Raw genomic sequence first — 25,858 nt, 5'->3', positions numbered from 1 at the left:
ACCAGGACCCGCTCACTGTGGCCCCGGGCGGGGCCGGGGAGTGCTCCACATCGGCCGGCGATCCCCGTCGCCTCTCCGTCGCCACGTCGCAGCACCCCTCCTCAGAGCCCGGTCGTGAACGTCTCACTCCGATTCGCCAGGCGCGTGCGCAACTGGGTGGCCTCCGTCTCCGTCAGGCCACACACGCAGGCATCGATCGTGGTCGCTGCGGTGTGGACCCGCACTGTGGCGATTCCCAGCCACTGCTCCACGGGGCTCACGGTGACATCGACGACCTGGATCCGGCCGTAGGGGACCATTACGACCTGTCGCACCAGCACCCCGTAGGCGATAACCAGGTCCGTCGCGCCCTCCGCCCAGCACCAGCGGTTCGCCGCGGCCCTACTGTAGGCCAGCGCCACTACTGCGGCGCCGAGCACCACCCCGCCCCACACCAGGAGGGCAGCCGGTGGCAGCCACACGATCGCGACGACCACGCCGACACCGCCCACCGCGACGAGCGTCGCCAGGATGGTCACGAACCGGTGCCACGCCAGCTTCTGCGACACGCCCCGCCACTCCAGCTGCGCGAACTCCCCGTCCGCCGCGGGAGACGAGGACAGGCCGCCATCCCACGCCGAGCCGGTATTGGGCTCCATACGGGGACGCGCGGTCGACGCCGCGTCCCCGGCGCTGTCGTCATCCACGTGCCCCAGTGAACCACGTTCGTCCCGGATGCGCGGGAACACGCCGTGGACCCGCTTTGGGAACCCGTACGGGCGTACGTCTCCGCGTCGCCCGGCGGGCGGCGCTCCCTGCCCCGCACACCTTCCGCAAGCACTCCCTAGCCAGACCCCGGGAGCTCGTCCGGCCCGCGTGCTCGATCCGGCTCCGCGCCCCGCGGGACGCGACAGCAGTACTCCAGCACCAGCCCCGCGGCCAGAAGCACCAGTGCCGCAACCAGGGTGCCCGTGGACACGAGCACGTCGACACGAACCGCCGGGGCCATCCGGCCCAACCGACCCAACAGGGCCAGCACCACCCCCGCGAACAGTCCCACGGCGGCGGACGCGAACAGGGTGCTCGCCCGCGCCAACGCGAAGAGACGCGCCACGCTCAATGGCTCCACCGGCTCTGTCCCCGGAACCCGGCGAATCCGCCGCCGCACCTGGTAGGCCGCGAGGAACTCCGCGGACGCGAGGAGCACGAGCGTGGGGATCGCCGTCCAGGGAATCGGTGGTAGTTGGGCGTAGAGCTGGTCGACACCGAGGAAGGCGACAACCGCAGCGGCCACCGTCACGCCGACGGGTACCCGCCAGCCGATGGGTCGCAGGTGCCCGTCCCGCCGATCCGATCCGTCCGGGCTGTGCCCGCTCATCCGGGCAGCCGTAGCGGTAGGTCGTCGCGACGAAGTACCTCCTGGTCGGCCACCGCATCAAGGAGGTCGCCCACGCGGCCGTGGCCGAGCAGTTCGGCGTCCGGGTCCACATCGGCCCACGGCCGTAGCACGAAGGCGCGTTCGTGCGCCCGGGGATGCGGCAGGGTCAGCTCCGGCGCAGCGCTGTACTCCTGCCCCAGGGTGATGATGTCGACGTCGATGGGGCGGGGCCCCCAGCGCACATCCCGCAGGCGGTGCAGGGCCTCCTCGATCCCGCGTGCTCGCTCCAACACGGCCGCGCCCTCGAGCATGGTCCGGGCGAGGACCACCGCGTTGAGAAAGTTCGGCTGTGGTGGCCCGCCGACCGGGACGGTCTCGTACACCGGGGAGACCCCGGTCAGTTCCATTCCCGGCGCCTCGAACAATCCGTCCAGTGCACCCTGAAGGTTGTCCAGGCGCTCCCCCAGGTTGCTCCCGAGCGCCAACACCACGGTCCGCGCCTGGCTCATATCCTGCGTCTGCTGCATCGTGTCGCGCCCACCCCCTGCTGGTTTGGCAACCTGCCGTCACGGTGCGAACCGCGGCCGCCGGATCGTCACCGACACGTCCTCGAACGTGACCTCGGGAATGGGGGCCTCCGGCTTGTGCACGGTGACCTCCACCTCCCGAACCAGCGGCTCGGCCAGGCACGTCCGCGCGATTCGTTCGGCCAGCGTCTCGATCAGCTGCACGGGTTCACCGGAAACGACACCCAGCAACCGCTGACTCAGTTCACCATAGTGAACCGTGTGCGCCAGCTCGTCGTTGGCCGCCGCGGGCGCGGTGTCGAGCCCCAGCACGACGTCCACCACGAACTCCTGCCCCTCGCGACGTTCCTCGGCGTACACGCCGTGCCACCCGCGTGCGCGCAGCCCGCGCAGCGCGATCCGGTCCAGCTCCGCAGCGGCTGTGCCGCGTCCGGCCGCATAAACCCCGGTCATCTAGAGTCCTCCCGTCGCACCGCCGGCGGTCGGATCCTCATCGCCGTCCTCATCGGTCATGACCGGAGAGGCGTGATGGGACCACAGCCGCCAGCTCTGTCCCACCCGCACGAAGAGGTTCGTGGTCACCACCTGGCCACCGGCCACGAAGCCCGGGCTGTCGTCCTCCGCCGTGAGTACGTTCTCCGAGCAGGTCACCATGGCGATCTCCCCGCTGACCCCCACGTGGGTGTCGGTCAGTACGTACTGGATGTAGGGAACGTTGGCCATGATCAGCGCCCAGGCACGCAGGATCTCGGAACGTCCGCGGAGCAGTGTCCAGCCCGGATTGACACACACCAGATCCGGGGCCTGCTCCTCGTGTGCCCAGACCCGCTCCATGAGGTCGAGGTCGCCGGTCTCGATGGCGTGGTAGAAGTCCGCGTTGGCCTCGGCCACCCGTTCGAGGATCTCCTGCCGGGCCCTCACCACGCCCCTCCCCCTGTCGTTGCTGCGGGCATGCCATCCGCGGCGCCACGCCAGGCGTCGGCGACACGGACGGCATCGGCGTTCCCGGACACCTCGTGGACCCGGACCGCCCATGCACCGTGGTAGGCCGCCAGGGCCGTCAGCGCCACGGTTGCGTCGTCCCGGCCGGGTGCCGGACGCAGCTCCTCGTCCGAGGCCCGCAGCAAATGTCCGAGGAAGCGTTTGCGGGAGGCGCCCACGAGAACCGGCCGCCCCAGTCGCCGCAGTTCCTGGATCCCCGCCAGCAGGGACCAGTTGTGCCCCTCGGCAACACTCTTCGCGAACCCCAGGCCGGGGTCCAGGACCATCTGTTCCGGGTGCACTCCGGAGTCGCGCAGTTCGGTCATCCGTGTTTCCAACTCGGTGACCACATCGGTGACCACATCGGTATAGCTGGCCTGGTCCTGCATCCCGCGGCTGTGTCCGCGCCAGTGGGACACCACATAGCCGACACCGCTACGCGCGACAACGTCGGCCATGGCCGGGTCGGCCAGACCCCCACTGACATCGTTGACGATCCGGGCACCGGCGGCCACGGCGGCCTCGGCCACCTCCGCCCGCATGGTGTCAACGCTGGTCACGATCCCCTGGCGCGCCAACTCACCGACGACGGGGTGTACCCGGCGTAGCTCCTCCTCGACAGAGACGCGATCCGCGCCCGGGCGTGTGGACTCACCGCCCACGTCGATGATGTCAGCCCCCTCGGCCGCCAGTTGGCGGCCCCGTTCCACCGCGGCGTGCGTATCGTCCCACTGGCCACCGTCGGAGAACGAGTCCGGCGTGACGTTTACGATGCCCATGACCAGACATCGGGACAGGGTTGGGAGGTGCGGCAGCGGATTCGTCGACTCCATACCGGCCAGCCTACTCAGTGCGACCGCGCGCCTGCGGAGCCCCGGCACAATCGGCCAGGTCAGCTGTACGGTCCGTCACGCACGGCCCGGGACCGGGCAGTGCCGACGCGGACCTACCCGCGCCAGTCGAGTCGCTGCCGTGGTGGACCGAGGTTGGCGGCGATGTCGGCGAGAGTCTCCGGGTCGGGGGTCATGCGCTGGGGGTCGGTCTCGGCGAGGGTGGACAGGGTCGCGGTCGCGAGGGTGAGGATCCCCGGGTTGGCATCCGCGAGGACCGGGGGCTGGTCCCCGCCCAGCAGCATAGCGGTCGCGGGCAGCTGCCCCAGCGGCGGAACGCGCACCCCAGCGTTGGTGGCGTTGGCGGAATCGGTGGGCGGTTCCCCGGGCCGTCCCGGCTGCCGATGCTGGCGCGGGTCCTCGTCGCTGTCGGTTTGCCGGTCCATGTCCTGTGCCTGGCGCGTCCCCCGCCCCCAGACACTGGATGTGGCCAGGGCGCGGGTGAGTTCGAGGGGCGGAACCCGGCGCCGGCCGGCCGCCTGACCCCGCGCGGGTGCGGACGCCGCGGAGCTCGCCGATGCTGTGTCCTTGTCCGTTCGGGGGGCCGAGGGGACTGCTCCGAGGTAGGACTCCGGGACGGCGTCGGACAGGGCCCCGCTGATGACCTCGGTCAGTCTGCTCGTTGGCCACGGCTGGGTGGGGCTCCCTTCGCCCGCGCCCAGCATCGTCAGCGCGACGCGGGCCGTGGTGTCGTCGGGCGGGCGCATAACGACCGGCAGGGTCGCCGCGTCGGGCGGCTCAGCCCGGGTGTCCAGGGACCGCGCGGTGCGGTGCGCCAGCACCACGCCACAGCTTCCGGTGGACTGCGCGGCGGATACCAGTTTCTCCCGCTCGGCTGCGGGAACGAGGTCGGCACCGACCACCACGATGGTGTGGTCCCATGGTCGTCCGGCCACGGTCCTGCGGGCGAGCTCCCCCAGGAGGTGCCGTAGCGCGGTCACCGTGTAGGTGCCGTAGGTGCGGCGCGCGGCCTCTCCGGTGGTCCGGTCGACTGCGATCACCTTGACCTGGGCGTAGCCGGACGGGTCAGCTCCCCGGAGGGCAAGCCCGTCGAGCGGCGACAGATGCTGCTCCATGAGCCAGGCGCGGTGCCGTGTCTGCGGGTCCGTGCCGATCCGGGAACGCAGCTGAGCACGCTGTCGGGGGGTGAGTTCGCCGAGGTCACCCGCGCCTCCGGCCGCAACGCCCGGTCCGGCATGCGCGTCCGCCCCCGCCCCGGGGGCGCCCCCGGCCGCGTCCGGGGTGTCCGTGGCCTCCGGGCCACGCCTCGTATCGTGCGGCACTGTGGAAGCAACCACGGACGCGGTGTCGGTCCCGGTGGCACGTCCGGTGGGTTCCTCGGTGAGGACCCGCAGGGCGGCATTCACCGCGGCCACCCCCGCGCCGTCATCCAGAATGTCCAACACCTGTTTCAGCAGCGCGGCGGCGGGCTCCTGTTCCTGGTCGTGGCTGCGCGCGGCGACGACGGTCGCGAGAATGTCCGCGAAAGCGTCGGCCCCGAGGTTCGTTCCAATGTCCAGGCTGGGCACGTCCGCGGGGAGAATCCAACGTCGTGCGGCGACCCCGCAGGCCGTGGACAGCTCCAGCAGGTCGGCGGCCACGGCCCGACCGGAGAGGTCCACGACCGTGACATCGCTGCCGGCCCGCAGCCGTCCCGCGCCAATGCTGGTGAGCAGTGCCGACCAGCCGACTTCATCGCCACCGAGTACCTGGATGCGCCGGATGTGTGGCGCAGCGGTGACGAGGTACCAGTGTGGCTGGGCCTCGAAGGCGCGACGGCGTGCTTCCCAGCGCGCATAGTCCCGGGCGTGCTCCTCCTGCCGGCCCCGGAGCTGGTCCAGTGCCTCGTCCCTGCGTTCGGCCAGGCGCTGCTGCTCCTCGGCGATTCGGGCACGGGTCACCCGGCGGGCCTGCACCAGGGCCACACTCACGGGCACCGCCACCACGAGGCACCCGAGGGCGCCCGCCACGGCGAACAGGGCCGGAAGCAGTCGTGTGACGGTGAGGAGCACGAGTGCACCCACGGCCAGGGCCAGCATCGTGAGGACGATCCATAGCGGACGGTTGACTTCGGTTTCACTGCATCGCTGCTCGGCGAGCCAGTCCTCGCTGAGCCGCTCGTACTCCTCGGGGCTGGGGCGCTGTGGTGGCGGGCCGGGGTCGGGGACCAGCTGGGCGTACTGCCAGCCGAGTGCCACGGACTCGCCTCGCTCCTGGGAACTCACGCTTCGTCACCGCCTCGCTGATTCCCCTACGCCCGCATAGTGGCAGGAATCGTCGGGCTTGTCATGAACGTGGCGAGATTCGACATCCCGAAACCACACAAGGCCGCCGCGGAATCGAAATCCCGCGGCGGCCTTGGTTAATGTCGCGAGTGGGGCCGGTGGAGTCCTCAGGCGTGAACTTGGAGGTCCACCACCTTGCCGGTCTGCGCCGTGACCTCGTACTCGGCACTGAACCCCTGGGAGGCCAGGACCCGAATCCGCCAGTCCCCGTCGGCGGCGAAGAACCGGAACGTTCCCTCATCGCCGGTGGCAACCTCACCGGCAAACTCGCCGTCCGTGTTGAGTAGCCGGGCATAGGCGCCGCGCAGGGGCTGGGCGTCCCGGGTCACCGTGCCCTGGATGACCGCCTGGTCTTCGGCCTGGCCGTCGGTGAGAGTGACTCCACCCTCCGGGGCTCCGCACCCGTTACCCGCGCTCACTTGGCCTCCCCGAGCTCGACCGGGACGCCGACGAGGGAGCCGTACTCGGTCCACGAGCCGTCGTAGTTCTTGACGTTGTCCAGTCCCAGCAGCTCGTGCAGCGCGAACCACGTGTGCGAGGAGCGCTCGCCGATGCGGCAGTAGGCGATGATGTCCTTGTTGAGGTCGACACCGGCCTCCTCGTAGAGCTCACGCAGCTCCTCGTTGGACTTGAAGGTGCCGTCCTCGTTCGCCGCCTGGGACCAGGGGATGTTGCGCGCGGTCGGAATGTGGCCCGCACGCTGCGCCGACTCCTGCGGCAGGTGGGCCGGGGCCAGCAGCTTTCCAACGAACTCGTCGGGCGAACGGACATCAACGAGATCCTTGGTGCCGATGGCGTCGACCACCTCGTCGCGGAGCGCCCGGATGCTGGAATCCTGCTCGCTGGCGGTGTAGCTGGTTGCGGCACGCTCGGGTACGTCGGTCACCAGCTCGCGGGAGTCCAGCTCCCACTTCTTGCGCCCGCCGTCCAGCAGGCGCACGTCCTGGTGCCCGTACAGCTTGAAGTACCAGTAGGCGTAGGCCGCGAACCAGTTGTTGTTGCCGCCGTACAGCACCACGGTGTGGTCGTTGGCGATCCCCCGCGCCGACAGCAGCCGTTCGAAGCCGGTCTTGTCGATGAAGTCCCGGCGTACGGGGTCTTGCAGGTCCTGCTTCCAGTCGATCTTCACGGCACCACGGATGTGGCCCTTGTCGTAGGCGGTCGTGTCCTCGTCAACCTCGACGAGGATCACCTGTGGGTCGTCCAGGTGAGCCTCCACCCAGTCGGCGTCCACCAGGACGTCGGAGCGGCTCATGGGAATCCTCCTTGAGTTGTGTACCTGCGCAGTGGTTGGGGTGATCGGGCTGGCACCTCGGGCGGACCGCCCCCGTGGCCGTCACCGCCGGTTGCCGGATCCAAAACGCCGTTCCCACGGCTGGACCGGGTCCACACGGTGCAGGGTTGGCACGCAACCGGACGGGACTCCGAATGAACACCGTCGACGAATGAGGAGGGTCAACCTGCCGCGACAGCGCTGGCGTTCACCCACGAGGGCCAGTTCGGTCCGCTCTAGTGGGACGCCGGACAGAGCGCTGTGGCGACGCGGCAGTAGTCGACTGCGCGTCGTCTCGTTAGCAGGGCATCCGAACTCACGTCTTCGATGTTACGACCTTGCGGACTCCCTGTCATCCGTGGGCCAGCTCACACCACCGGGGCGACCGCGCCCCCATAGCCGTCACCGGCCCGTGGGGACCCCTGCGACCGGCACATCCTCACCCTCGGCCGTGACCTCCAGCCCGTTCGGCTCGGTCTGGATGTCGGTGACGCGAAGCCCGAACGGGAGTTCGCCCAGGGGCAGCTCGAAGGCCAGTGAGTCCTCGACCAGATCCACATCGATCGGCACGTCCCCGCTGACCTCGATATTGCGGGGCGACACCGAGATGGTGGACTCCTCCACGGCCAGTTCGAGGTCACTCTGCACGGAGACGCTGATCCCGCCGTGCGCAAAGTCTCCGGTGATCCGCGGAGTGCCACCTTCCTGCTCGATGGTCATGCCCTCGCGCTGGATCCGCTGCTGGAGCTCACTGTAGGGCACGAGAATCGTTCCCTCGGCTTCCTCCGCCACGATGTCCGGCTCTCCGGACAGGAGGTCGGACAGCGGAGCCTCGACATCGGTGAGGGTGACGTCCACCCGCTCCAGTTGCACCTCGTTGTACGTGAAGGCACCCGTGACCACGTTGACCTCCGAGTAGGTGCCAGCGATGACCTGGGTCAGGAAGGGGAACCCACCGATCGTGACGTCCGGCTCGGCGGTCATGGGGTACTGGCGTGCCACCTGGTTGCCGACCTCGTTCTCGGTCGCGTAGTGCAGGCCACGGTCGGCAGCCACCACGAGGGCGAGCAGGACAAGAACACCTACGACAAGTACCTTGCGCATCGAGCTTCAGCACACTCCCAGCAGTGGCGGTCCGGATTGCCGGTCGGACATCACCGAAGCGTACTTGACCCGTCCGCTTTTCCCGACGATCGGGCGGTTTTCTCAGGAAACTGTCAGCGAACTCCAATGGGGACGCTATCGCCCCGTGGCCAGCATGGCGTTCAGGGTCTCTTCGGCCTTGCCACTGAGTAGGCCCAGCTCGATGACGTTGGTGGCCACGATGTGCTGCGCGGCGAGCTGACCGAACTCCAGGTTGTGGGCCTGCTGCTGGTGCTCTTCGTAGGCCAGGTCATCCCGGTAGATCGCGTACATGATCCGCTGGTGGGCCGCACTGGGCACGGTATGGCAGGTGTAGAGCAGGGTGTCCGGCTCCTGGCTGCGCACCTGCTCGACCACCTCCCCGGCCAGCCGGTCGAACGCGGCCTCATGCCCCTCGTTGAGGGTGTAGATCGTGATGACACCCCGAACCCGCGAGTTACGCGCCCCCACTCCCCCGGTCGTGGCCGCCGCCATGCCCTGGTCCCCTCCTCGCCCCGCTCCCCGGCCGCGCCGGTCTCCTCGCCGCTGCGGGGCGACGGGATCGTCCGCGGACTGCGCACCGGAAGTGTGGTCCGTACGTCCGGTACGGCTGTCCTCATCCTCGTCCTCGTCGAAGAAGTCGTCGCCCAGGAATTCCTCGTCCTCGAGGTCGTGATCGTCGTCCGGAGACACGGACATTCCAGCGACCACACACCCCACGGCCAGGCCCGCCAGCAGCTGACCGAACACACCGAGTCCATAGTGCCCCACCAAGACCATCGCGAGCGCGGCAAGCGCGAACAACACCACGGCCAGCGGTTCACCCCCGAGGCGGTCCAGCCGCAGCGAACTCCGCCGGGCCAGGGACACCACCAATGCCAGCAGGGTGATCAGAACCACCGCGTGTACCACGGTCAAGGCGAACCGGGCCACAATGCCGTAATGGTCGCCCACCGGCGGATAGGGTGCCGCCAGGTCGCCGGTCACCGGCTCCAGCATCAGGACGACCACGGGAAGCACGAACAGGATCGCCAGCAGGTTGCGGAAAGCGAAGCGCCGCCGAGGTGACCTCGTCACCAATTCGACCGCGGCCCACGCCAGCCCCAGCGGACCGACCAGACTCATCCCCAGGTGCAAGAGACGGAACAGGGCCGGGGAGAAACCGAGAATCGCGCCCAGCACGGCCGCGGTCAACGACGACGCCACCACCGCACCGGCCCCGACAACGATCCACGCGAACAGGCGCTGCCGGCGCAGCGCCATCAGTCCGAGGGCAGCGGTGACACTCCACGCCCCCAGGGCGACAAGGACAGACAGACCTATCTGGAACATCGAGCTGATACCGCTGCACTCTCCACCAAAACGGCGCGAACGTACTGCTCCAACGACCGTAACCCTACTTCAGGGCGACGCCTGGGGGTGTCCCTCGAGTGGATCTTCGGCAACCTCGTAGGCTCGGGGGCATGCGGAGGCCATCAGGACCCCAGACCGCCGGAACCGAGGCACGAACCGCCGCCGAGGCGGCATTGCGGACCGGAGCCGACGCCTCGCCACAGCCGGCCGCGCCCACAGCCTTCTTCGATGTCGACAACACCCTGCTCCGTGGAGCGTCGATCTACCACTTCGCACGTGGCCTGGCCGCGCGCGACCTGTTCACCACCCGGGACCTGACCCGGTTCGCGTGGGGACAGCTGGTGTTCCGGCTCACCGGCACGGAGCAGCGTGCACACATCAACGCTGCCCGCGAGGCCGCGCTCGCGTTCGTCGCCGGACATCGGGTCTCGGAACTGGTGGAGCTGTGCGAGGACATCTACGAGGACTCGATGTCCGACCGGATCTGGAGCGGGGCTCGCACCCTCGTGGAGCGTCACCGGGCCGCCGGGCACAACGTGTGGCTCGTCACAGCCACCCCGGTGGAACTCGCCGACATCCTGGCCCGCCGCCTGGGCTTAACCGGAGCGCTCGGGACCGTCGCGGAGTCCGTTGACGGTGTCTACACGGGCCGCCTCATCGGTGACCTGCTACACGGACCTGCCAAGGCTGAGGCCGTGGCGGCACTGTCGGCGCGCACCCGGCTGGACCTGTCCACATGCGCGGCCTACAGCGACTCCTACAACGACCTGCCGCTGCTGTCGATGGTGGGCCACCCCAACGCGGTCAACCCGGACCCGGAGCTGTACCGCCACGCCCGGATGATGGGCTGGCCCGTGCACGAGTTCCGGCGACACCGGGCAACCCTGCGTGTCGGGCTTCCGGCGGCCGCGGCCGGAGCCGTGGCCGGGGGGCTGACCGTGGGCCTGGTCCGCCGGTGGCGGCGCCGGCCCGGGAATTGACCCCGGAGACATCGACCGGAAGGCCAGGCACGGCCGATCCCCACCGAGCGGGCCAGGCCGGCGGGACGCGGACCGTTCAGTGTGTGGAGCGTGGCTCGGGACGCTGCTCGGCCTGCGTGGACACGAAGGACGCGAAGGCCTCAACCGAGGTGTAGCGGGGACGCCAGCCCAGGGCGCGCTCCAGGTCGCTCTCGTTCAACACACCCCCGGGACACAACCGCCGCACCTGTTCCGGGGAGTAGCTGTGGCTGCCACGCCTCCCACCAAGCCGACGCAACGGAGTTGGCAGGCGCAGTCGACGCTCCCGCAACGGGCGCTGGGACCGTCCCGCCCACCGCAGGCACAACGACAGCGGAACCGTTCCCGGTGCGGCCGCGTCGAAACACCCCGTGCAGCTCGACAGGGTCATGCGACACATCGCCTCGACCATGTCGTCCTCGTGGAGAAACTGCATCCGAGGGTCATAACCCCGCACGGTCGGAACGACCGGCATCCCCAGATAGCGCGTCAACGGGGACTCTGTGGACGGCCCGATGACGTTGGCCAGGCGGACCGTAGCCACGTCGATATCGGGACGACGCCGAACCAGGCCCGCGACGTGTCCGGCCACGCCGCCCCGCTCGTCACCGGGATCCTCGACCATGTCGCCCCCGGGCCGATCAGGGCCCCTGGTCCGTGACCCGTGCGGGGCCGCGACCGCGAGCACGCCGGCGGCGCTGGCCGTCCCCACCACGAGTCTGTGCACGGAGGGGGCCTGCTGACAGGCCGCCAGCAACTGCATGGTGCCGAGCCGCGCGGGGCCGGCACCGCGACTCCGCCCGGCCGGGGTGGCGGGAACCGTCAGCCCCAGGTCCAGTACCGTGTCCGGTTCGATATCCCGAACCACGGAACTGATCGTGCCGTCGTGCAGATCCACGTACTCCACGGAATCCACGTCGAGCGGCTGACGAGGGGCGGCCCCGGACACCTGCGGCGTGCCGGGGGCGTCCGGTTCCCCGTTCACGTCCACACCGATGACCCGACGCACGCGCCGGTCCGCCTGGAGAGCATTCGCGATCCGGGCACCCAGGTGGCGTGAAACGCCGGTTACGAGAACGACTCGGGACATATCCGTGCCCTTGACGAGAGAGATCGAACCGGGAGGCGCTACTTCTTGTTCCGACGCTGAACTCGGGTCCGCTTCAGCATCTTGCGGTGCTTCTTCTTGGCCATCCGCTTGCGGCGCTTCTTGACGATCGACCCCACAGGATCACTCCTCGAGTGCTGTCTGGAAAGGCACGGCGGTCCGCTGCACGCGGTTGCCCGGGAAGGTTGGGCGCGGCCACGCAGCGGGCCCTCCCGACGTTGAGCGGCGGCGTGGCGCCCTGAACAGTCAGCCTACCCTACGTGTACAGCTGCGCTGCCGGCTCACTGTAGCCCACACTCAACAGTCGCTGGTCCTCGAAGGTCAGCGTGGTGACACTGGCCAGGGAACACTGCCGACGGTCGGGGCGGTGCCACAGCGGGCGGCCCTCGGCGGCGCGACGCACCGTCCAGATCGGCAGCTGGTGGCTGACGCAGACGGCCACTCCGCCCCAGGTCTCCCGGCGGACCGCCTTGATCATGTCCACCATCCGGTCGCGGATGTGCACATAGGGCTCCCCCCACGACGGACGCAGGGGATTGTAGACACGCCCCCACATTCGGGGGTTGACCAGCATCTCGGCCACGGTGACGGACTCACCTTCGAAGCTGTTCTCCGCTTCGATCAGACGCTCGTCGAGCCTGGGCGTGACCCCAGCGGCATCGGCCACGGGTTGTGCCGTCTCCTGTGCCCGTTCCAGCGGCGAGGAGTACACGGCCGTCACGGTATCCCGGTCGGCGAGCCACTTCGCGGCAAGTTCGGCCATGGCCCGTCCACGGTCGCTAAGGTGGTAACCGGGCAGTCTCCCGTACAGCACCTGCTGGGGGTTGTACACCTCACCGTGCCGCAGCAGGTGGACAACGGTCGTGGTCGACATCGTTGCGAACCGGTCCTCTCCAGACGTCGAACGAACGCACGGTACGGGCACACGCATTACCCGGCCGGAGAGACCCTCCCCACCCACGGCACCGCGCGGCCCCGGCGAGCGCCCCAGAGCCCCACCCGTCCATGCTGGGTCGGGTGGGCCGGGACGCATCTCCCCGAACTCCCGGACACACTCCAGCCTATGTGGCTCCGGGCAGCGCGGGTAACCACCACCCGCCCCGCGCCGCCCCGGGGACTACACGCGACCGGCAGCGCGGGCGGCAGCGGGCAGCGCACTGACGACACGGTCCAGTGCGGTGTCGTCGTGAGCCGCGGACAGGAACCAGGACTCGAAGGCGGCGGGCGGCAGGTAAACCCCCTGCTCCAGCATGGAGTGGAAGAAGGCCGCGAACCGGTCGGTGCGCTGGGCCCGAGCATCGTCGAAGTCCCGAACCGGCGTGTCGTTCTCCTCGGTGAAGAACACGGTGAACAGGCTGCCGCCATGCTGGATCCGGTGCGGGACCCCGGCTGCCGACAGCTCGGCTCCCACCGCCTCGGACAGTTTGCGGGCCGCCTGATCGATGTGGGCGTAGACCTCGGCAGTGGCGTTGCGCAGGGTCGCGAGTCCCGCCGCGGTCGCCAGCGGGTTCCCGGACAGGGTTCCGGCCTGGTACACGGGGCCGCTGGGTGCCAGCTGGTTCATGACCTCGGCGCGTCCCCCGAACGCGGCCGCGGGCAGCCCCCCACCCATCACCTTGCCGAAGGTCACCAGGTCCGGGGTGACGCCCTCCAGTCCGTACCAGCCCGCGGGGCCGACCCGGAATCCAGTCAGGACCTCGTCCAGGATGAGCAGTGCACCGTGTTGGGTGGCGAGTTCGCGCAGCCGGGCGTTGAAGCCGTCCGTCGGCGGCACCACCCCCATGTTGGCGGGGCACGCCTCGGCGATCACGGCCGCGATCTCCGGTCCGTGCTCGGCGAAGACCTGCTCCACGGCAGCGGGATCGTTATAGGGGACCACGATCGTGTCCGCCGCGCTCGCCCCCGTGACACCCGGCGTGTCGGGCAGGGCGTGTGTCGCCACCCCGGATCCGGCCGCGGCCAGCAGGGCATCAACGTGCCCGTGGTAGTTACCCGCGAACTTCACCACCGTTCGGCGTCCGGTCACGCCACGCGCCAGTCGCAGCGCCGACATGGTGGCCTCGGTTCCCGAGTTGACGAGGCGAACCCGCTCCGCCGGGGTACGCGCGACGATCTCTTCCGCGAGCTCCACCTCGCCGACCGTCGGGGCGCCGTAGGAGGTTCCCTGGCTGGTTGCGGTGTGTAGGGCCGCCACCACCTCCGGATGCGCGTGCCCCAGAATCAGGGGCCCCCAGGAGCAGACGAGGTCCACGTAGGTACGGCCGTCCACGTCGGTGAGGTACGGCCCCTCCCCCGAGGCCATGAACGGCGGTGTTCCGCCGACGGCGCCGAAGGCGCGTGGAGGCGAGTTCACCCCGCCGGGAATGACCGCACTGGCCCGCCGAAAAAGTTCCGTCGAAGTCGCTGGTGTATCCACGGAATCCAGTGTGCCAGCCACCCGAGGGCAGCGACGTTCCGGAATGCGGGACGGTGCCCTGCGACAGCGAAGACCCGGATTGGGGCGCCGGCACGACCCGACACGCCATCCGGACCGGGCACGGTCAGGCTCAGCCACAGGTGTCGGCGAGCACATCCAGCACGACGATGGGATCGGGCAGGACGCTGGGGGTCCCGGAGCGATACCCCTGGATCCAGGACACCCGGCCACCTCCCGGCAGTTGGGAGGGCGGGGCGGGCACGTAACTGCCGCGACAGTGCCACCGCAGCCCGGGGGTGTCGTTCCGGGTCTCCGGGACACAGTCCAGGCGACACTGCCACCATTCGGACTCGTCCTCGGGGGCTCCACGCGTCGCGACGAAGAAGAGGTAGCGGCTCTCCCCCAACGCGGCCACCGGGCCCACCGGGGTGCGGTTACGCCGCATGGTGGCCAGGGCGGAGGCACCGGCGGTGGACGGAACGTCAAACACGTCGAAAACCCGGCCGGTGGGCAGAATGATGTTCGCGTTCGGATTCGCCCGCCACCACCGGTTCACGACCTCCGGATCGACGCTGGCCTCCAGCCCCCACGCGGCGGAGACGGGGTGGGCCCCGGGGGCGGGACAACCCAGCCGGTCACAGCTGCACGCGCGGGCACCCTCAGCGGCGGTCGCGGCCCCGCGACAGACCGGCCATCCACGAGCCGCGTAGTCGAGGGCGGATGCGAGCATGCTGCGTGCGGGCTGCCATCGCCGTCTGCGCCTACTCAACACGTCGGCCATATCGCTGCCCCTTCGCCGCTGTATCGGTGTTGGTCGTCCTGCCTCAGCGCACGAGCCGAGCTCCGTCCACGGCCCAGTACGTCAGAATCTGGCGTGCCCCGGCCCGTCGGTAGGCGGTGAGGGTTTCGAGGATGACCCGATCCCGGTCCAGCCAGCCGTTCGCGGCTGCTGCCTCCACCATCGCGTACTCGCCACTGACCTGGTACGCCGACACGGGAACATCCACCGTGTCGGCGACACGTGCCACCACGTCGAGGTAGGCCAGCCCTGGTTTGACCATGACCATGTCCGCGCCTTCGGCGAGGTCCTGGCGGACCTCCCGCACAGCCTCAACGGTGTTGCGGGGATCCATCTGGTGGCTGGCCCGGTCCCCGAAGCTCGGTTCGGCCTCGGCCGCGTCCCGGAAGGGTCCGTAGAAGGCCGAGGCGTATTTCACCGCGTAGGACAGAATCGCGACGTCCTGGCGCCCGACCTCGTCCAGTGCCGCGCGAATCGCGGCGACCTGACCGTCCATCATGCCGCTGGGGGCGACCACGTCGACGCCCGCACGCGCCTGGGCCACGGCGATGGACCGGTAGCGCTCCAGCGTCGCGTCGTTGTCCACCGCCCCCGTGTCCGTCAGCAGACCACAGTGCCCGTGAGAGGTGTACTCGTCCAGGCACAGATCGGCCATCAACACCGTGGGGCGGACGCCACTGGGTCCGAGATCCGTAGCGAGATCGCGCAGCACCCGCTGCACAATGCCCTCCGGGTCGTCGGCACCCGAGCCACGCTCATCCTTGTGCTGGGGCACCCCGAATACCATGAGGCCGCCGACACCAGCGTCGACGGCCTCTTCAGCTGCTTTGCGCACACTGTCCCGGGTGTGCTGCACCACCCCGGGCATGGAGGGGACCGGCTGGGGTTCCGCCGCCCCCTCCTTGACGAACAGCGGCAGGATCAGCTCAGCCGGGCGCACGCTTGTCTCGGCCACCAAGTCCCGCATGGCCGGGGTCTCGCGCAGCCGGCGCGATCTCGCAACTGGGAATCCCGCGCTCAATGCGCCCCTCCTCTCCGCGATCTCAGGTGGTCTTCCGCCGACGGGCGCGCCGCTTCTGGCTGGGACGCAGCACGGGTTTCCGGGCTGCGATCGCTTCCGCCCTCAGTTGGACACCGTACTGCGCAACCGCCTCCGCCAGGGCGGAAACCGACGCTTTCTCCGGGACCACGTCCACCCGAAGCCCGTACTCGGCGGCGGTCTTCGCGGTTTCCGGGCCGATCGCGCCGATCACCGTGGTGGCGTGGGGCTTGCCCGCGATCCCCACAAGGTTGCGCACCGTAGATGAGGAGGTGAACAGTACCGCGTCGAAACCGCCTCCCTTGATGGCCTCCCGCGTGGGTGCGGGCGGCGGGGCCGCACGGACGGTCCGATAGGCGGTGACGTCGTCGACCTCCCAGCCCAGTTCGCCGAGTCCGGCGGCCAGGGCCTCGGTCGCGATGTCGGCGCGGGGCAGCAGCACCCGCTCGATGGGGTCGAGCTCCGCGTCATAGGGCGGCCACACCTGAAGGAGCCCGGTGGTGGACTGGGCCTCCGGTGGGGCCAACAGGTCTGGCTGAATACCGAACGCGCGCAGGGCCGCCGCGGTCTGTTCCCCGACGGCGGCGACCTTGACCCCCGCGAAGGCGCGGGCGTCCAGCTCGTAGTCCTCCAAGCGTTCCCGAATGGCGCGTACCGCGTTGGTGGAGGTGAACGCCACCCACTGGAAGCGGCCGTTCACCAGTCCGCGGACGGCGCGTTCGATCTGCTGGGGGGTGCGTGGGGGCTCCACCGAGATGGTGGGCACCTCTTCGGGTACCGCCCCGTAGCCACGCAGCTGCTCGGAGAAGGCCGCGGCCTGCTCCTTGGTTCGGGGAACGAGTATCCGCCACCCGAACAGCGGCCGTGTTTCGAACCAGGACATCCGCTCGTGCCATCGGGCCGCCTCCCCCACCACGAGCAGCGCGGGGGTCTGTACCGCGGTTCCCTTGGCGTCGGCGGACTTGAGGTCGGCGGTGAGCCGGTTCAACGTGGAGCTGACCGTGGTCTGTTCGGTGGTGGTGCCCATGCGCACCAGGGCCACGGGGGTGTCGGCGGGCCGGCCCGAGGACTGGAGTGTGGAGATGAGATACTCCAGGCCGGAGTCCGGGAACAGGACGACCAGAGTCTCCGCGTTCGGGTCTCCGGCCGGTCCCAGCGCGTCCACGGAAAGCTCGCCGCGTTTCGCGTCCAGCACACGCACCCCGGGTGTCCCCTCCGGGGTGAGGGGGATGCCCGCATAGGTGGGAACGGCGGATACGGACGACAGGCCGGGGGCGATGTCGAACTCGATGCCGGCGTCATGACAGGCAGCAGCGAGGCGTTCCCCGTGGCAGCCCAGAAGTGGGTCGCCACTGTAGAGCCGGACCACCCGGCGTCCCTCCCGCGCGTGGCCGAGCACGACCTCGTCCCCGTCACCGGAGCACTCCTCGGGATCCACGACCTCCACGTCCTCCGGGCAGTGCCGCAGGAGCTGTTGCCGGTACGGGGCGAGTTCCGGGCCGGGTTCGCGCACAGTGACGACCACGTCGGCTCGCTGCAACAGGGCCACGGCCCGTAGCGTCAGCAGCTCCGGATCCCCGGGCCCGGCCCCGACCAGGGCCACGTGTCCGGACCCGTCCTGGGTGCCGGTGCGCGGCGCGTCGTTGTCAGTCTGCCGGCTCACCTGATGCTCCCCTGCCTCATCGTTCGCTTACCGTGCCTAGGTCCCGGGCGTTTGCCACGAGCCGGTCCGCGCCCTTCGTGATCAGGGTGCGGGCCAGTTCGCGTCCACCGTTCGCGGCGTTCTCGACCTCCAGGACGGACTCGCCCCGCACCGCGGCACTGCCGTCGGTGGCGGCTGCCACCGCACGCAGCCACACCTGGCCGTCCCGGGTGCGGGCCAAAGCTCCGACCGGGGCGGCACAGCCGGCCTCCAACTCCGCCAGCACGCTTCGTTCGGCCGTGACCTCGGCACGGGTCACGGGGTCGTCGATCGCGGCGAGGAAGGCCAGACGCCCTCCGGGGGCCGCATCCGCCGCGCGGCATTCGACCGCGAGGGCACCCTGCCCCGGTGCGGGAAGCATGGCCTCGGCCTCCAGAACCTCGGTGACGTCACCGAGACGCCCGACCCGACGCAGACCGGCGTGGGCGAGCACCACAGCGTCGACCTCGCCAGAGGCCACCTTGCCCAACCGGGTCTCGGCATTGCCCCGAATCGGGACATACTCCAGGTCCGGCCGCAGGGCCGCCAGCTGGGCCACCCGACGTGGCGAGCCGGTGCCGACCCGCGCGCCCGCGGGAAGCTGCGCCAGGCGTAGGCCGTCGCGGGCACACAGCGCGTCCCGATGGTCGTCGCGCTGCGACACGGCGGCAAGTTCAATGTCCGCGGGAGCGGCGGTCGGCAAATCCTTGAGCGAATGCACTGCGATGTCGACGGTGCCCGCCAGGAGTTCGTTACGGAGTGCACTGACGAAGACACCGGTTCCGCCCAGCTGGGTGAGCTGGGCCTGGGTGACGTCCCCGTAGCTGGTGATGGGCACCAGCTCCACGGCTACGCCCGTGCGGGCTCGCAATACCTCGGCCAGTTCTCCCGACTGTGTGGTGGCCATGGTGCTGCGCCGCGTACCGAGCCGAATCGTTGACGGGGCGCTCTCGGAAGTATCAGCCACGAGCTACCCCTGTCCCTGTCCGCCGGCGGGCAGGTCGAACAGCTCACGCAGCGCGAACTCGTAGCTGTCCCCGTCCGGGGCGCTGGCCAACTGCTTGACGCGGACCGTGGGCTGGTGCAGCAGTTTGTCCGCGACCCTGCGCAGGGCGTAGGCAACCTCGGAGCGGGCGTCGTCGTCGAGTTCGGGAAGCCGGCCGCGTAGGCGTTCCACCTCGGCTTGGACCACGTCAGCGGCGCGTTCCCGCAGCGCCACCACGGTGGGGGTGACCAGCTCGGCGCGCCGCACCGAACGGTACTCGGCGACCTCTTCAGCGACGATCGCCTGCACGCCGGGAACGACGGGATCTACCTCGAGCCCGGTCAACGGGTTCGTGGCCGCTGCGGCCCCTCCGGAATCGGGGTCCGGAACCGACCCTGCCTCGGAGTCGCCTCGCTGCTCCGTACCGCGGCGCTCCTGGCTGGCGCGTTGCAGGTCTTCGAGGTTGACGAGGTGTACGCCGGGTAGCTGGCGCACGCGGGCATCCACGTCATGGGGAAGCGCCAGATCCAGCAGGACGAGGGGGCGGCCCGTCCGTCCCCCGGCCGCCGCGGCCACCTCCGGATACCCCAGCACCACCTCCTGGGCTCCGGTGCAGGAGATCACCAGGTCGACCTCGGAAAGTTCGGCCGCGACCCGCTCCAGCGGGACGGCACGACTCTCGATATGGGCGTAGGCCTCGGTGAGGCACTCCGCCACGCGATCGGCCCGGCCGAAGGTTCGGTTGGCGATGATGAGCGTGCTGGCACCCTCCCGCGCCGCGGTGTTCGCGGCCAGGGCACTCATCGATCCGGCCCCGAGCACGAGGACTCGCCAACCGGCCAGCTGCGCCGTGTCTGCCATATCGGCCATACTCGTGGATTCCGGTGCGGTGTCGCCGCGCACGTGGGGTGGTGCGGGGCAGCCGGACCCGGACACCGCCCCGGCCGACGCGGCGGAGGATTCCAGGCTGGCGGTGGCCAACCGCAGGCCGGTGCTGACCATGTCCGCCCCGGCGCGGTCGAGGTGTGTCTCCGTGTGGGCGCGCTTGCCCACACGGAGTGCCCGTTCGCCGACGTCCCCGAGGACACGTCCCACGGTGCCGACGCTGCGTCCCTCCTTCACCGCGTCCCGGACCTGCCCGAGGATCTGACCTTCCCCGACCACCATCGAGTCCAGGCCGCAGGCCACGGAGAAGAGGTGCTGCACGGCGAGGTCGCCCTGCCGTACGTAGAGGTGCTCGGACAGTTCGGCCAGTCCGACGCCGGTACGCCACGCCAGTAGCTCGGTGATCGCGGACACGGCACTCTCGCTACCGCTACCGACACCAACACCGGCACCGGCACTGTCACCAGCGCCGTTGACACCATCGGCACTGTCGATCCCGAGTCCGGTCGCCGCGTACACCTCCAGCCGGTTACAGGTGGCCACGACGATGGCCTCGTCGATGGAGTCCGCGGCGACGAGCTCCGCCAGCAAGGTACGACGGGACTCGTCTTCCAGCGCGGCACGCTCCAAGAGAGCCACCGGCGAACTCCGGTGACTCAGCCCGACGACGAGGACACTCATCTACTCCCCCCAACACCGCCCTGGGAACAGGTTCTCGCGCACCCAACGTAACCGCAACGAGCCGGGCCGGGGGTACCCACCAGCGACACGCCCGATCGGCTCAGCCGTCGAGCAGGCCCAGCCGGTTCCCGTCCGCCTTACGCTGCGCGTGGAACGCCAGGATCTGTAGTTCGATGGACAGGTCGACCTTACGCACATCAACGGTCGGGGGCACATTCAGCACCACCGGGGCGAAGTTCAGCACACTGGTGACCCCCGCCCGAACGAAACGGTCACACACGCCCTGTGCCGCCGCCGCAGGAGTGGCGATCACACCGATGGATACGCCCTCGTCGACGACCACATCCTCCAGGATGTCAGTGTGGCGAACGGTCAGACCTGCCACCCCCAAGCCAACCACATCCGGGTCGGCGTCGAGCAGCGCGGCGATGCGGAACCCGCGACTCCCGAAACCCCCGTAGTTGGCGAGGGCGCGGCCCAGGTTTCCGGCCCCGATGATCGCCACACACCAGTCCTGAGTGAGACCAAGTTCACGTGAGACCTGGTAGACGAGGTACTCGACGTCGTAGCCCACACCGCGCGTTCCGTAGGACCCCAGGTGTGAGAGGTCCTTGCGAAGCTTCGCCGAGTTGACCCCGGTCGTGGCAGCCAAATCCTCCGAGGAGATCGTGGGGATGCCCCGCTCGGTCAGGGACTGGAGGGCGCGGAGATACACCGGGAGGCGGGCGACGGTGGCCTCCGGTATCCCGCGGTCCTTCGGGGGTGGGGTCGAGCTGGTCACAGAGCGAGCTCCTGGTCCGCGGTTGGCGGCGTACGCTCCCGTCGACACCACCCGCGGGCCGGCGCGTCGAGAGCGGGCTGTGACCCAGATTATGTCGTATCGACACCGAGCGCGGCCCGGAGACGCCGCTCGTCCACGCGCCAGAAGTCGTGTACCGCGCCGTCGACAAAGGTCACCGGAATCTTGTCCCAGTACTCGTCGCGCTCCTCCTGGCTACAGTCGGCAAGATCACGTTCGGTCCAGGCAAGGTTGAGCTGCGTGGCGACGCGGGTCACCACATCTCGCGCCTCGGCGCAGAGGTGACAGTCGGCCTTACCCACCAGGATGATTCTGTGTTCTTGGTCACGTTCGACGAACTCGGGGATTCTCATGCACAGCCTCCGGCGAAGGGCGGGAGTACCTCCACCACAGTCCCCTCGGTCAGGGGCACCTCGGAGGGTGGCCGGTTCCCGGCGGCACGTTCCTCCACCAGCAGCGAGGAGCGCTCCAGGACCCGCAGGAACTGTTCCTGGCCGGCGTGCCGCGCCCGAACCCCGGTGAGGAGATCCGCAAGCGTGACCTCGACGGGGCGATGCGGACCGGACGCGTCGGTCCCGTCGAGGTCGGGCTCCCCCAGGCGGTACTGCTCCTCGGCCACACCGGCCGCGTCCTTCGCCGCCGCCCAGTACCGGATGGTTACCGTAATCATCGATTGACTATCCTTGGGGTCCTCGGAGGCACTGGTTCTTGTTCTACTACTGGTTTCGGGAATTGTCGCACCGGGGGCAACGGCGCCTTCGTGTCCGGCCGCGGCGCGCGGCACGACGGGAAGTGACGCATGAGTCATCTGTTGCTACTGACCAACTCGACTGAACCATCGGACACGATTCTGCCGGCCCTGGGCCTGCTATCCCACAGCACCCGGGTTGCGCCCGCGGAACCAAGTGTCCTCCTCACCTATGGCCCGGACCGATCTGGCGGCCCGATCGACGCGATCCTCGTCGACGCACGTTCCCAGCTGGTGGCCGCGCGGGATCTGTGCCGCCTCCTGCGCGACACCGGGCTGGACTGTCCACTGCTGGCGGTACTCACCGAGGGGGGACTGGCGGCAGTGAACCCCGAATGGGCGGTCGACGATGTCCTGCTGCGGGACTGCGGGCCGGCCGAGCTCGAGGCCCGGCTGCGGCTTGCGGTCGGTCAGGCCGAGGTGGCCGATGATCCGGACGAGATCCGACGGGGGGATCTCACCATCGACGAGGCCACCTACACCGCCCGGATGCGCGGTCGGGTGTTGGATCTGACGTTCAAGGAGTTCGAGCTGCTGAAGTTCCTCGCCCAACACCCGGGGCGGGTCTTCACCCGCGCCCAGCTGCTCCAGGAGGTCTGGGGATACGACTACTTCGGTGGCACCCGGACCATCGATGTGCACGTGCGGCGGCTCCGGGCCAAACTCGGCAGTGAGTACGAGGCGCTGATCGGCACGGTCCGCAATGTGGGCTACCGGTTCGTTCCCGAACCCGGCCCCCGCACCGGCTCCGAGAACGACGCCTCGGCGTCCGGGGATGGTGCCGTACTCGATGACCACGCCGAGGCCGACCTGGACACCGGTCCGGACCGTCCGGGTGCCGGAACGGGCCGTGGCCCAGCTGACTACGGTCTCGACCTGGGCACCGGCTCGGTCCGCTAGTGCTGTGCCCCCGAAAGGTTCGCCGGGTCGGGTGATCGGTGCCAAGGGTTGGCTGTGACCGCAGGCTGCCTCGGGTTCGCCGGCTGTGACCTCCCGCGGGTCGTCGAGTTATCCGGCGCTCGGCTTCGCGGTCGCGCAGAAGGTCCCCGAGGATGTCTGGGCTGCCTATCGGCGCCTGGTGGACGCCGGATTCGACAGCCGCCTGCTCTGACTGTCCCCGGGTGGGCAGCCGGGGGCATGGGGCCTGGAACGCGCCAGCGCCCGTGTGGCGCGGGTGGGCCAGGCAGCGTGCGGCTAGAGCTCCCGGGTACGCACGGCGTTCAGGAAGGCAGCCCACTCGCTGCGAGGCACGGTGAGCTGGCCGAGGTGGCGTCCGGAGCGTGCAGGGGTGGACGGACTGGCCTGGCGGGCCTGGGTATTGGTGGATGACGAGCATCGATATGTGGCTTTGCCGGTGGCAGGCACCGAGTACGTGTTCTCGGCTGGGGCGCGGGATGTGGCGGACTCGGTGGATCTGCTGCGGCGTCTGGGGGTGGCCTCCGGTGCATGGGGCAAGAAAAGGCCGATGGGGGTCGTCAGGTCCGGCCTGATCCGATTACGATGCTGGAGGCTGTCCACTGAGGGAGTAACTACTCATGCGTAGCCCCAGGAGCGATCGCGGTGGGCGGGGCGGGAGCCCTGCCGTGGGCCTGTGTGCCGGTGTGCTGGTCTCCGGAGTGGCCCTGGTGGCACCGGCGGTGCCCGCATGGGCCGACCCCGTGGACGAAACGAAGCCGACCCTGGAGCTGACTGCGCCGGATCCGGTGACGGTCGGCGCTGATGTCGAGCTGGACCTGGAGCTGGATGCGCCGGAGGACGGCCCGGACCTGGTGGTGACCGGCCACAGGGTCGACTGCACCCCCGAGTGTGCCGACGCATGGCGCGTGGCGACAGAGGACTCCGCAGTTCCTGCCGGCAGTCAGACCTCGGGAACCGTACGGGGCACCGCCCCCGATGAGCCCACCGACCTGGACCTCCTGGTCACGATCACCTACCGGGTGGACGAGGATGCCCCCACCCAGGACGACGCGGAACCGCCGGAGGCAGACAACGGTGAGGTCAGCGCCGCCGTAACGGTCCCGGTCGAGCCAGAACCCGATCCGACCCCTACCGAAACTCCGGATCCCACACCCACGGAGACACCCGACCCCACGCCCACGGAAACTCCGGATCCCACGCCCACCGAGACACCCGACCCCACGCCCACGGAAACTCCGGATCCCACGCCCACCGAGACACCCGACCCCACGCCCACGGAAACTCCGGATCCCACGCCCACCGAGACACCCGACCCCACCCCCGAACCGACCGGTAGTGTCACGGCCACGCCCGCCCCACCGGAGTCTCCGAACCCACCCTCGGGTGGCGTGACCTCGGATCCGGACTCGGGAGACGGCAGTGACGGTGCACCGTCGGGGCCACCGCGAAGCGACGAAGACGACGAGGATAGCGCCTCCGCGGGATCGGGCTCCGGTGGCGAGGCCGGCCCCGGCTCTGGAGGTGCACCGCGGGACGGACTTCCCGGCGCGCCACCAGACACCTCCCTCCCGGACCGGGGAGCCGGGCCACCGGAGGGACTACCCACCGACCCCCCGGACCTTCCGGACCTTCCGGACACCGCGCCACCCCCGGGTGGACTCGATGACCTGGAGGGGCTCGAGGGCCTGGAGAACGGGGATGACCTTGCCGAGCTGCCCTTCGTGAGCCCCGGCGAGGACGAGGCAGCCGACGGTGACGACGAGAATCCCGCCAGCCCCGTCGCCAGCGACCCGGGGGCCGTTGGAGCCATCGCCCCCAGCATCCTGCTGCTGTTCCTGCTGCTGCTGCTTCTCCTGGCCGCACCGGTGGCGCCCGTGCGGCGGGTACGGGTGGCACAGTCCTACCGGGGCAAACGCCGACGCCCCTGAGGCTCACCTCCGGTACCGCGGGTCGACGGGCCCCGCAGCGACCCGCGGCCTCGGGCATCATGGGATGCATGATCGAAACGTACGCGGCAGCCGAGCTGCCCGCCCAGGATGCTGCGGCTATCCGGACTCTCGCTGACGAGGCCGAGCGTCAGGACCGGGTGGCCTCGTTCTCCGAGCAGACCTTGCTGCGCGCCCGCCCGGAGCAAACCGGCGACACCGACACCGAGCCCCCCACCGAAGCACGTTTCCTACTGTTGCGCGCCGACGAGCCGGACCAGGGTGCCGCGGGCCTTGCCGGTGTTGCCTTCCTCGAGGTCACCGGCCCGCAGGAGGCGGCGGCAGAGCTGGTGGTCCATCCGGAGCTGCGCGGTGCGGGCCGGGGCGGCCAGCTCGTGCGCGCCCTCCTGGAGGAGTCCACGCGCAGCGGGCACCCGCGGCCGCGGATCTGGGCGCACGGGCAGCTTCCGGCGGCCCAGGCGCTCGCCCGTGCCTTCGGGCTGGAGCGGGTACGCGGGCTGCTGCGGATGCGGATGCGGCTCCACAACGGGGAGCCACTGCCGCTGCCGGAGGTGAAGCTCTCCTCCGAACTCGCCGAGCGGCTGCACATCCGCACCTTCGTCCCCGGGGCCGACGAGCAGTCCTGGCTGGCGACGAACAGCCGGGCCTTCGCGGACCACCCGGAGCAGGGTGGCTTGCACCTGTCTGACCTGCGACAGCGGGAAGCCGAGGAATGGTTCGACCCGAACGGCTTCTTCCTCGCCGAGGATCGGGTGAGCGGGGACATCGCGGGTTTCCACTGGACCAAGATCCACGCCGACGGGGCCGGGCTGACCCCGGGCGAGCCCGTGGGTGAGGTGTACGTGGTCGGAGTGGACCCGGCCTGGCAGGGCACGGGCCTGGGGCGGGTTCTCACCGTGACCGGGCTGCGTTACCTGCGGGATCGGGGCCTGCCCTGGGTCCTGCTGTTCGTGGACGAGGACAACCGACCGGCCGTCGATCTCTATGGCGGGCTCGGGTTCACCCTCTGGGACGCCGACGTCATGTACCAGCCGGCCCCCGCGGCGAGCTGACCGGCGCTGACCGGC

The 25,858-nt window shown here is 69.9% G+C and carries 28 protein-coding genes; 5 read left to right on the top strand and 23 right to left on the bottom strand.

From position 1 onward, the window contains the following. Window positions 1–101 precede the first annotated feature (101 nt). The 11 genes from RIF23_RS16605 to RIF23_RS16555 all read right to left on the bottom strand — a co-directional run bounded on the left by RIF23_RS16605 (window position 102) and on the right by RIF23_RS16555 (window position 9,767). Window positions 102–686 (bottom strand): PH domain-containing protein, encoded by a 585-nt coding sequence (locus RIF23_RS16605; RefSeq protein ID WP_310913477.1) that lies wholly within the window; start codon window positions 684–686, stop codon window positions 102–104. Between the two features lie 137 nt (window positions 687–823). Beyond that, window positions 824–1,357, bottom strand: a complete 534-nt coding sequence (locus tag RIF23_RS16600) for a DUF3180 domain-containing protein (RefSeq protein ID WP_310913476.1) — start codon at window positions 1,355–1,357, stop codon at window positions 824–826. Further along, window positions 1,354–1,884 carry a 2-amino-4-hydroxy-6-hydroxymethyldihydropteridine diphosphokinase gene (gene folK, locus RIF23_RS16595; protein ID WP_310913475.1) on the bottom strand — a complete coding sequence of 177 codons (531 nt, stop codon included), beginning with the start codon at window positions 1,882–1,884 and terminating at the stop codon, window positions 1,354–1,356. Before folK ends, RIF23_RS16600 begins: the two co-directional genes overlap by 4 nt. 39 nt (window positions 1,885–1,923) lie before the next feature. Then, complete coding sequence (gene folB, locus RIF23_RS16590) at window positions 1,924–2,337, bottom strand: dihydroneopterin aldolase (RefSeq protein WP_310913474.1); 414 nt, start codon at window positions 2,335–2,337, stop codon at window positions 1,924–1,926. Further along, complete coding sequence (locus RIF23_RS16585) at window positions 2,338–2,805, bottom strand: nuclear transport factor 2 family protein (RefSeq protein WP_310913473.1); 468 nt, start codon at window positions 2,803–2,805, stop codon at window positions 2,338–2,340. Then, a complete protein-coding gene (gene folP / locus RIF23_RS16580; protein ID WP_310913472.1) occupies window positions 2,802–3,698 on the bottom strand; it encodes a dihydropteroate synthase in 897 nt (298 codons plus the stop codon). Before folP ends, RIF23_RS16585 begins: the two co-directional genes overlap by 4 nt. A gap of 113 nt (window positions 3,699–3,811) precedes the next feature. After that, window positions 3,812–5,980, bottom strand: coding sequence for a coiled-coil domain-containing protein (locus RIF23_RS16575; protein ID WP_310913471.1), 2,169 nt, complete (start codon window positions 5,978–5,980; stop codon window positions 3,812–3,814). Window positions 5,981–6,147: 167 nt separating this feature from the next. Further along, complete coding sequence (locus tag RIF23_RS16570) at window positions 6,148–6,459, bottom strand: DUF1416 domain-containing protein (RefSeq protein WP_310913470.1); 312 nt, start codon at window positions 6,457–6,459, stop codon at window positions 6,148–6,150. Then, on the bottom strand, window positions 6,456–7,295 hold the full coding sequence (locus tag RIF23_RS16565) for a sulfurtransferase (RefSeq protein WP_310913469.1): 840 nt from the start codon (window positions 7,293–7,295) through the stop codon (window positions 6,456–6,458). Before RIF23_RS16565 ends, RIF23_RS16570 begins: the two co-directional genes overlap by 4 nt. Before the next feature lie 420 nt (window positions 7,296–7,715). Further along, window positions 7,716–8,417, bottom strand: a complete 702-nt coding sequence (locus RIF23_RS16560; protein WP_310913468.1) for an LmeA family phospholipid-binding protein — start codon at window positions 8,415–8,417, stop codon at window positions 7,716–7,718. Window positions 8,418–8,552: 135 nt separating this feature from the next. Next, window positions 8,553–9,767 (bottom strand): putative quinol monooxygenase, encoded by a 1,215-nt coding sequence (locus tag RIF23_RS16555; RefSeq protein WP_310913467.1) that lies wholly within the window; start codon window positions 9,765–9,767, stop codon window positions 8,553–8,555. 131 nt (window positions 9,768–9,898) lie between these two features. Here RIF23_RS16555 and RIF23_RS16550 point away from each other — a divergent pair, with 131 nt between their 5' ends. Next, complete coding sequence (locus RIF23_RS16550) at window positions 9,899–10,768, top strand: HAD family hydrolase (protein ID WP_310913466.1); 870 nt, start codon at window positions 9,899–9,901, stop codon at window positions 10,766–10,768. 76 nt (window positions 10,769–10,844) lie between these two features. Here the strand turns inward: RIF23_RS16550 and RIF23_RS16545 are convergent, their stop codons facing one another. From RIF23_RS16545 to RIF23_RS16490, 12 genes are all read right to left on the bottom strand, one after another. Then, window positions 10,845–11,876, bottom strand: a complete 1,032-nt coding sequence (locus RIF23_RS16545; protein WP_310913465.1) for an NAD-dependent epimerase/dehydratase family protein — start codon at window positions 11,874–11,876, stop codon at window positions 10,845–10,847. A 38-nt stretch (window positions 11,877–11,914) separates the two neighbouring features. After that, on the bottom strand, window positions 11,915–12,013 hold the full coding sequence (locus RIF23_RS16540) for a 30S ribosomal protein bS22 (RefSeq protein ID WP_310913463.1): 99 nt from the start codon (window positions 12,011–12,013) through the stop codon (window positions 11,915–11,917). A 137-nt stretch (window positions 12,014–12,150) separates the two neighbouring features. Then, window positions 12,151–12,768: a histidine phosphatase family protein gene (locus RIF23_RS16535; RefSeq protein ID WP_310913462.1), complete on the bottom strand. Its 618-nt coding sequence runs from the start codon at window positions 12,766–12,768 to the stop codon at window positions 12,151–12,153. Window positions 12,769–13,011: 243 nt separating this feature from the next. Further along, entirely contained in the window at window positions 13,012–14,310 is a 1,299-nt protein-coding gene (gene hemL / locus RIF23_RS16530; protein WP_310913461.1) for a glutamate-1-semialdehyde 2,1-aminomutase, read from the bottom strand. 130 nt (window positions 14,311–14,440) lie between these two features. Beyond that, on the bottom strand, window positions 14,441–15,091 hold the full coding sequence (locus RIF23_RS16525; RefSeq protein WP_310913460.1) for a bifunctional DNA primase/polymerase: 651 nt from the start codon (window positions 15,089–15,091) through the stop codon (window positions 14,441–14,443). Window positions 15,092–15,134: 43 nt separating this feature from the next. Continuing rightward, entirely contained in the window at window positions 15,135–16,130 is a 996-nt protein-coding gene (gene hemB, locus RIF23_RS16520) for a porphobilinogen synthase (protein ID WP_310913459.1), read from the bottom strand. Window positions 16,131–16,152: 22 nt separating this feature from the next. Further along, the gene (locus tag RIF23_RS16515) at window positions 16,153–17,811 is read right to left on the bottom strand and encodes a bifunctional uroporphyrinogen-III C-methyltransferase/uroporphyrinogen-III synthase (RefSeq protein WP_310913458.1); all 1,659 of its coding nucleotides are present in this window, start codon (window positions 17,809–17,811) and stop codon (window positions 16,153–16,155) included. A gap of 16 nt (window positions 17,812–17,827) precedes the next feature. Beyond that, a complete protein-coding gene (gene hemC, locus RIF23_RS16510; RefSeq protein ID WP_310913457.1) occupies window positions 17,828–18,796 on the bottom strand; it encodes a hydroxymethylbilane synthase in 969 nt (322 codons plus the stop codon). Between the two features lie 3 nt (window positions 18,797–18,799). Then, complete coding sequence (locus RIF23_RS16505; protein ID WP_310913456.1) at window positions 18,800–20,380, bottom strand: glutamyl-tRNA reductase; 1,581 nt, start codon at window positions 20,378–20,380, stop codon at window positions 18,800–18,802. Between the two features lie 100 nt (window positions 20,381–20,480). Next, window positions 20,481–21,161 carry a redox-sensing transcriptional repressor Rex gene (locus tag RIF23_RS16500; RefSeq protein ID WP_310913455.1) on the bottom strand — a complete coding sequence of 227 codons (681 nt, stop codon included), beginning with the start codon at window positions 21,159–21,161 and terminating at the stop codon, window positions 20,481–20,483. Window positions 21,162–21,250: 89 nt separating this feature from the next. Next, window positions 21,251–21,532, bottom strand: coding sequence for a glutaredoxin family protein (locus RIF23_RS16495; protein WP_310913454.1), 282 nt, complete (start codon window positions 21,530–21,532; stop codon window positions 21,251–21,253). Continuing rightward, on the bottom strand, window positions 21,529–21,849 hold the full coding sequence (locus tag RIF23_RS16490) for a MoaD/ThiS family protein (RefSeq protein ID WP_310913453.1): 321 nt from the start codon (window positions 21,847–21,849) through the stop codon (window positions 21,529–21,531). Before RIF23_RS16490 ends, RIF23_RS16495 begins: the two co-directional genes overlap by 4 nt. A 129-nt stretch (window positions 21,850–21,978) precedes the next feature. On the opposite strand from RIF23_RS16490, the gene RIF23_RS16485 reads away from it, so the two are divergent. From RIF23_RS16485 to mshD, 4 genes are all read left to right on the top strand, one after another. Beyond that, window positions 21,979–22,827, top strand: coding sequence for a winged helix-turn-helix transcriptional regulator (locus tag RIF23_RS16485; RefSeq protein ID WP_310913452.1), 849 nt, complete (start codon window positions 21,979–21,981; stop codon window positions 22,825–22,827). 85 nt (window positions 22,828–22,912) lie between these two features. Continuing rightward, entirely contained in the window at window positions 22,913–23,038 is a 126-nt protein-coding gene (locus tag RIF23_RS16480) for a hypothetical protein (protein ID WP_310913451.1), read from the top strand. A gap of 424 nt (window positions 23,039–23,462) precedes the next feature. Continuing rightward, window positions 23,463–24,773: a hypothetical protein gene (locus RIF23_RS16475; protein ID WP_310913450.1), complete on the top strand. Its 1,311-nt coding sequence runs from the start codon at window positions 23,463–23,465 to the stop codon at window positions 24,771–24,773. Window positions 24,774–24,841: 68 nt separating this feature from the next. Next, window positions 24,842–25,843 carry a mycothiol synthase gene (gene mshD, locus RIF23_RS16470; protein ID WP_310913449.1) on the top strand — a complete coding sequence of 334 codons (1,002 nt, stop codon included), beginning with the start codon at window positions 24,842–24,844 and terminating at the stop codon, window positions 25,841–25,843. Window positions 25,844–25,858 lie beyond the last annotated feature (15 nt).

This window comes from Lipingzhangella rawalii (assembly GCF_031628175.1).
Classification (GTDB): domain Bacteria; phylum Actinomycetota; class Actinomycetes; order Streptosporangiales; family Streptosporangiaceae; genus Lipingzhangella_A; species Lipingzhangella_A rawalii.
This window is presented reverse-complemented; position numbering and strand designations above follow the sequence as displayed.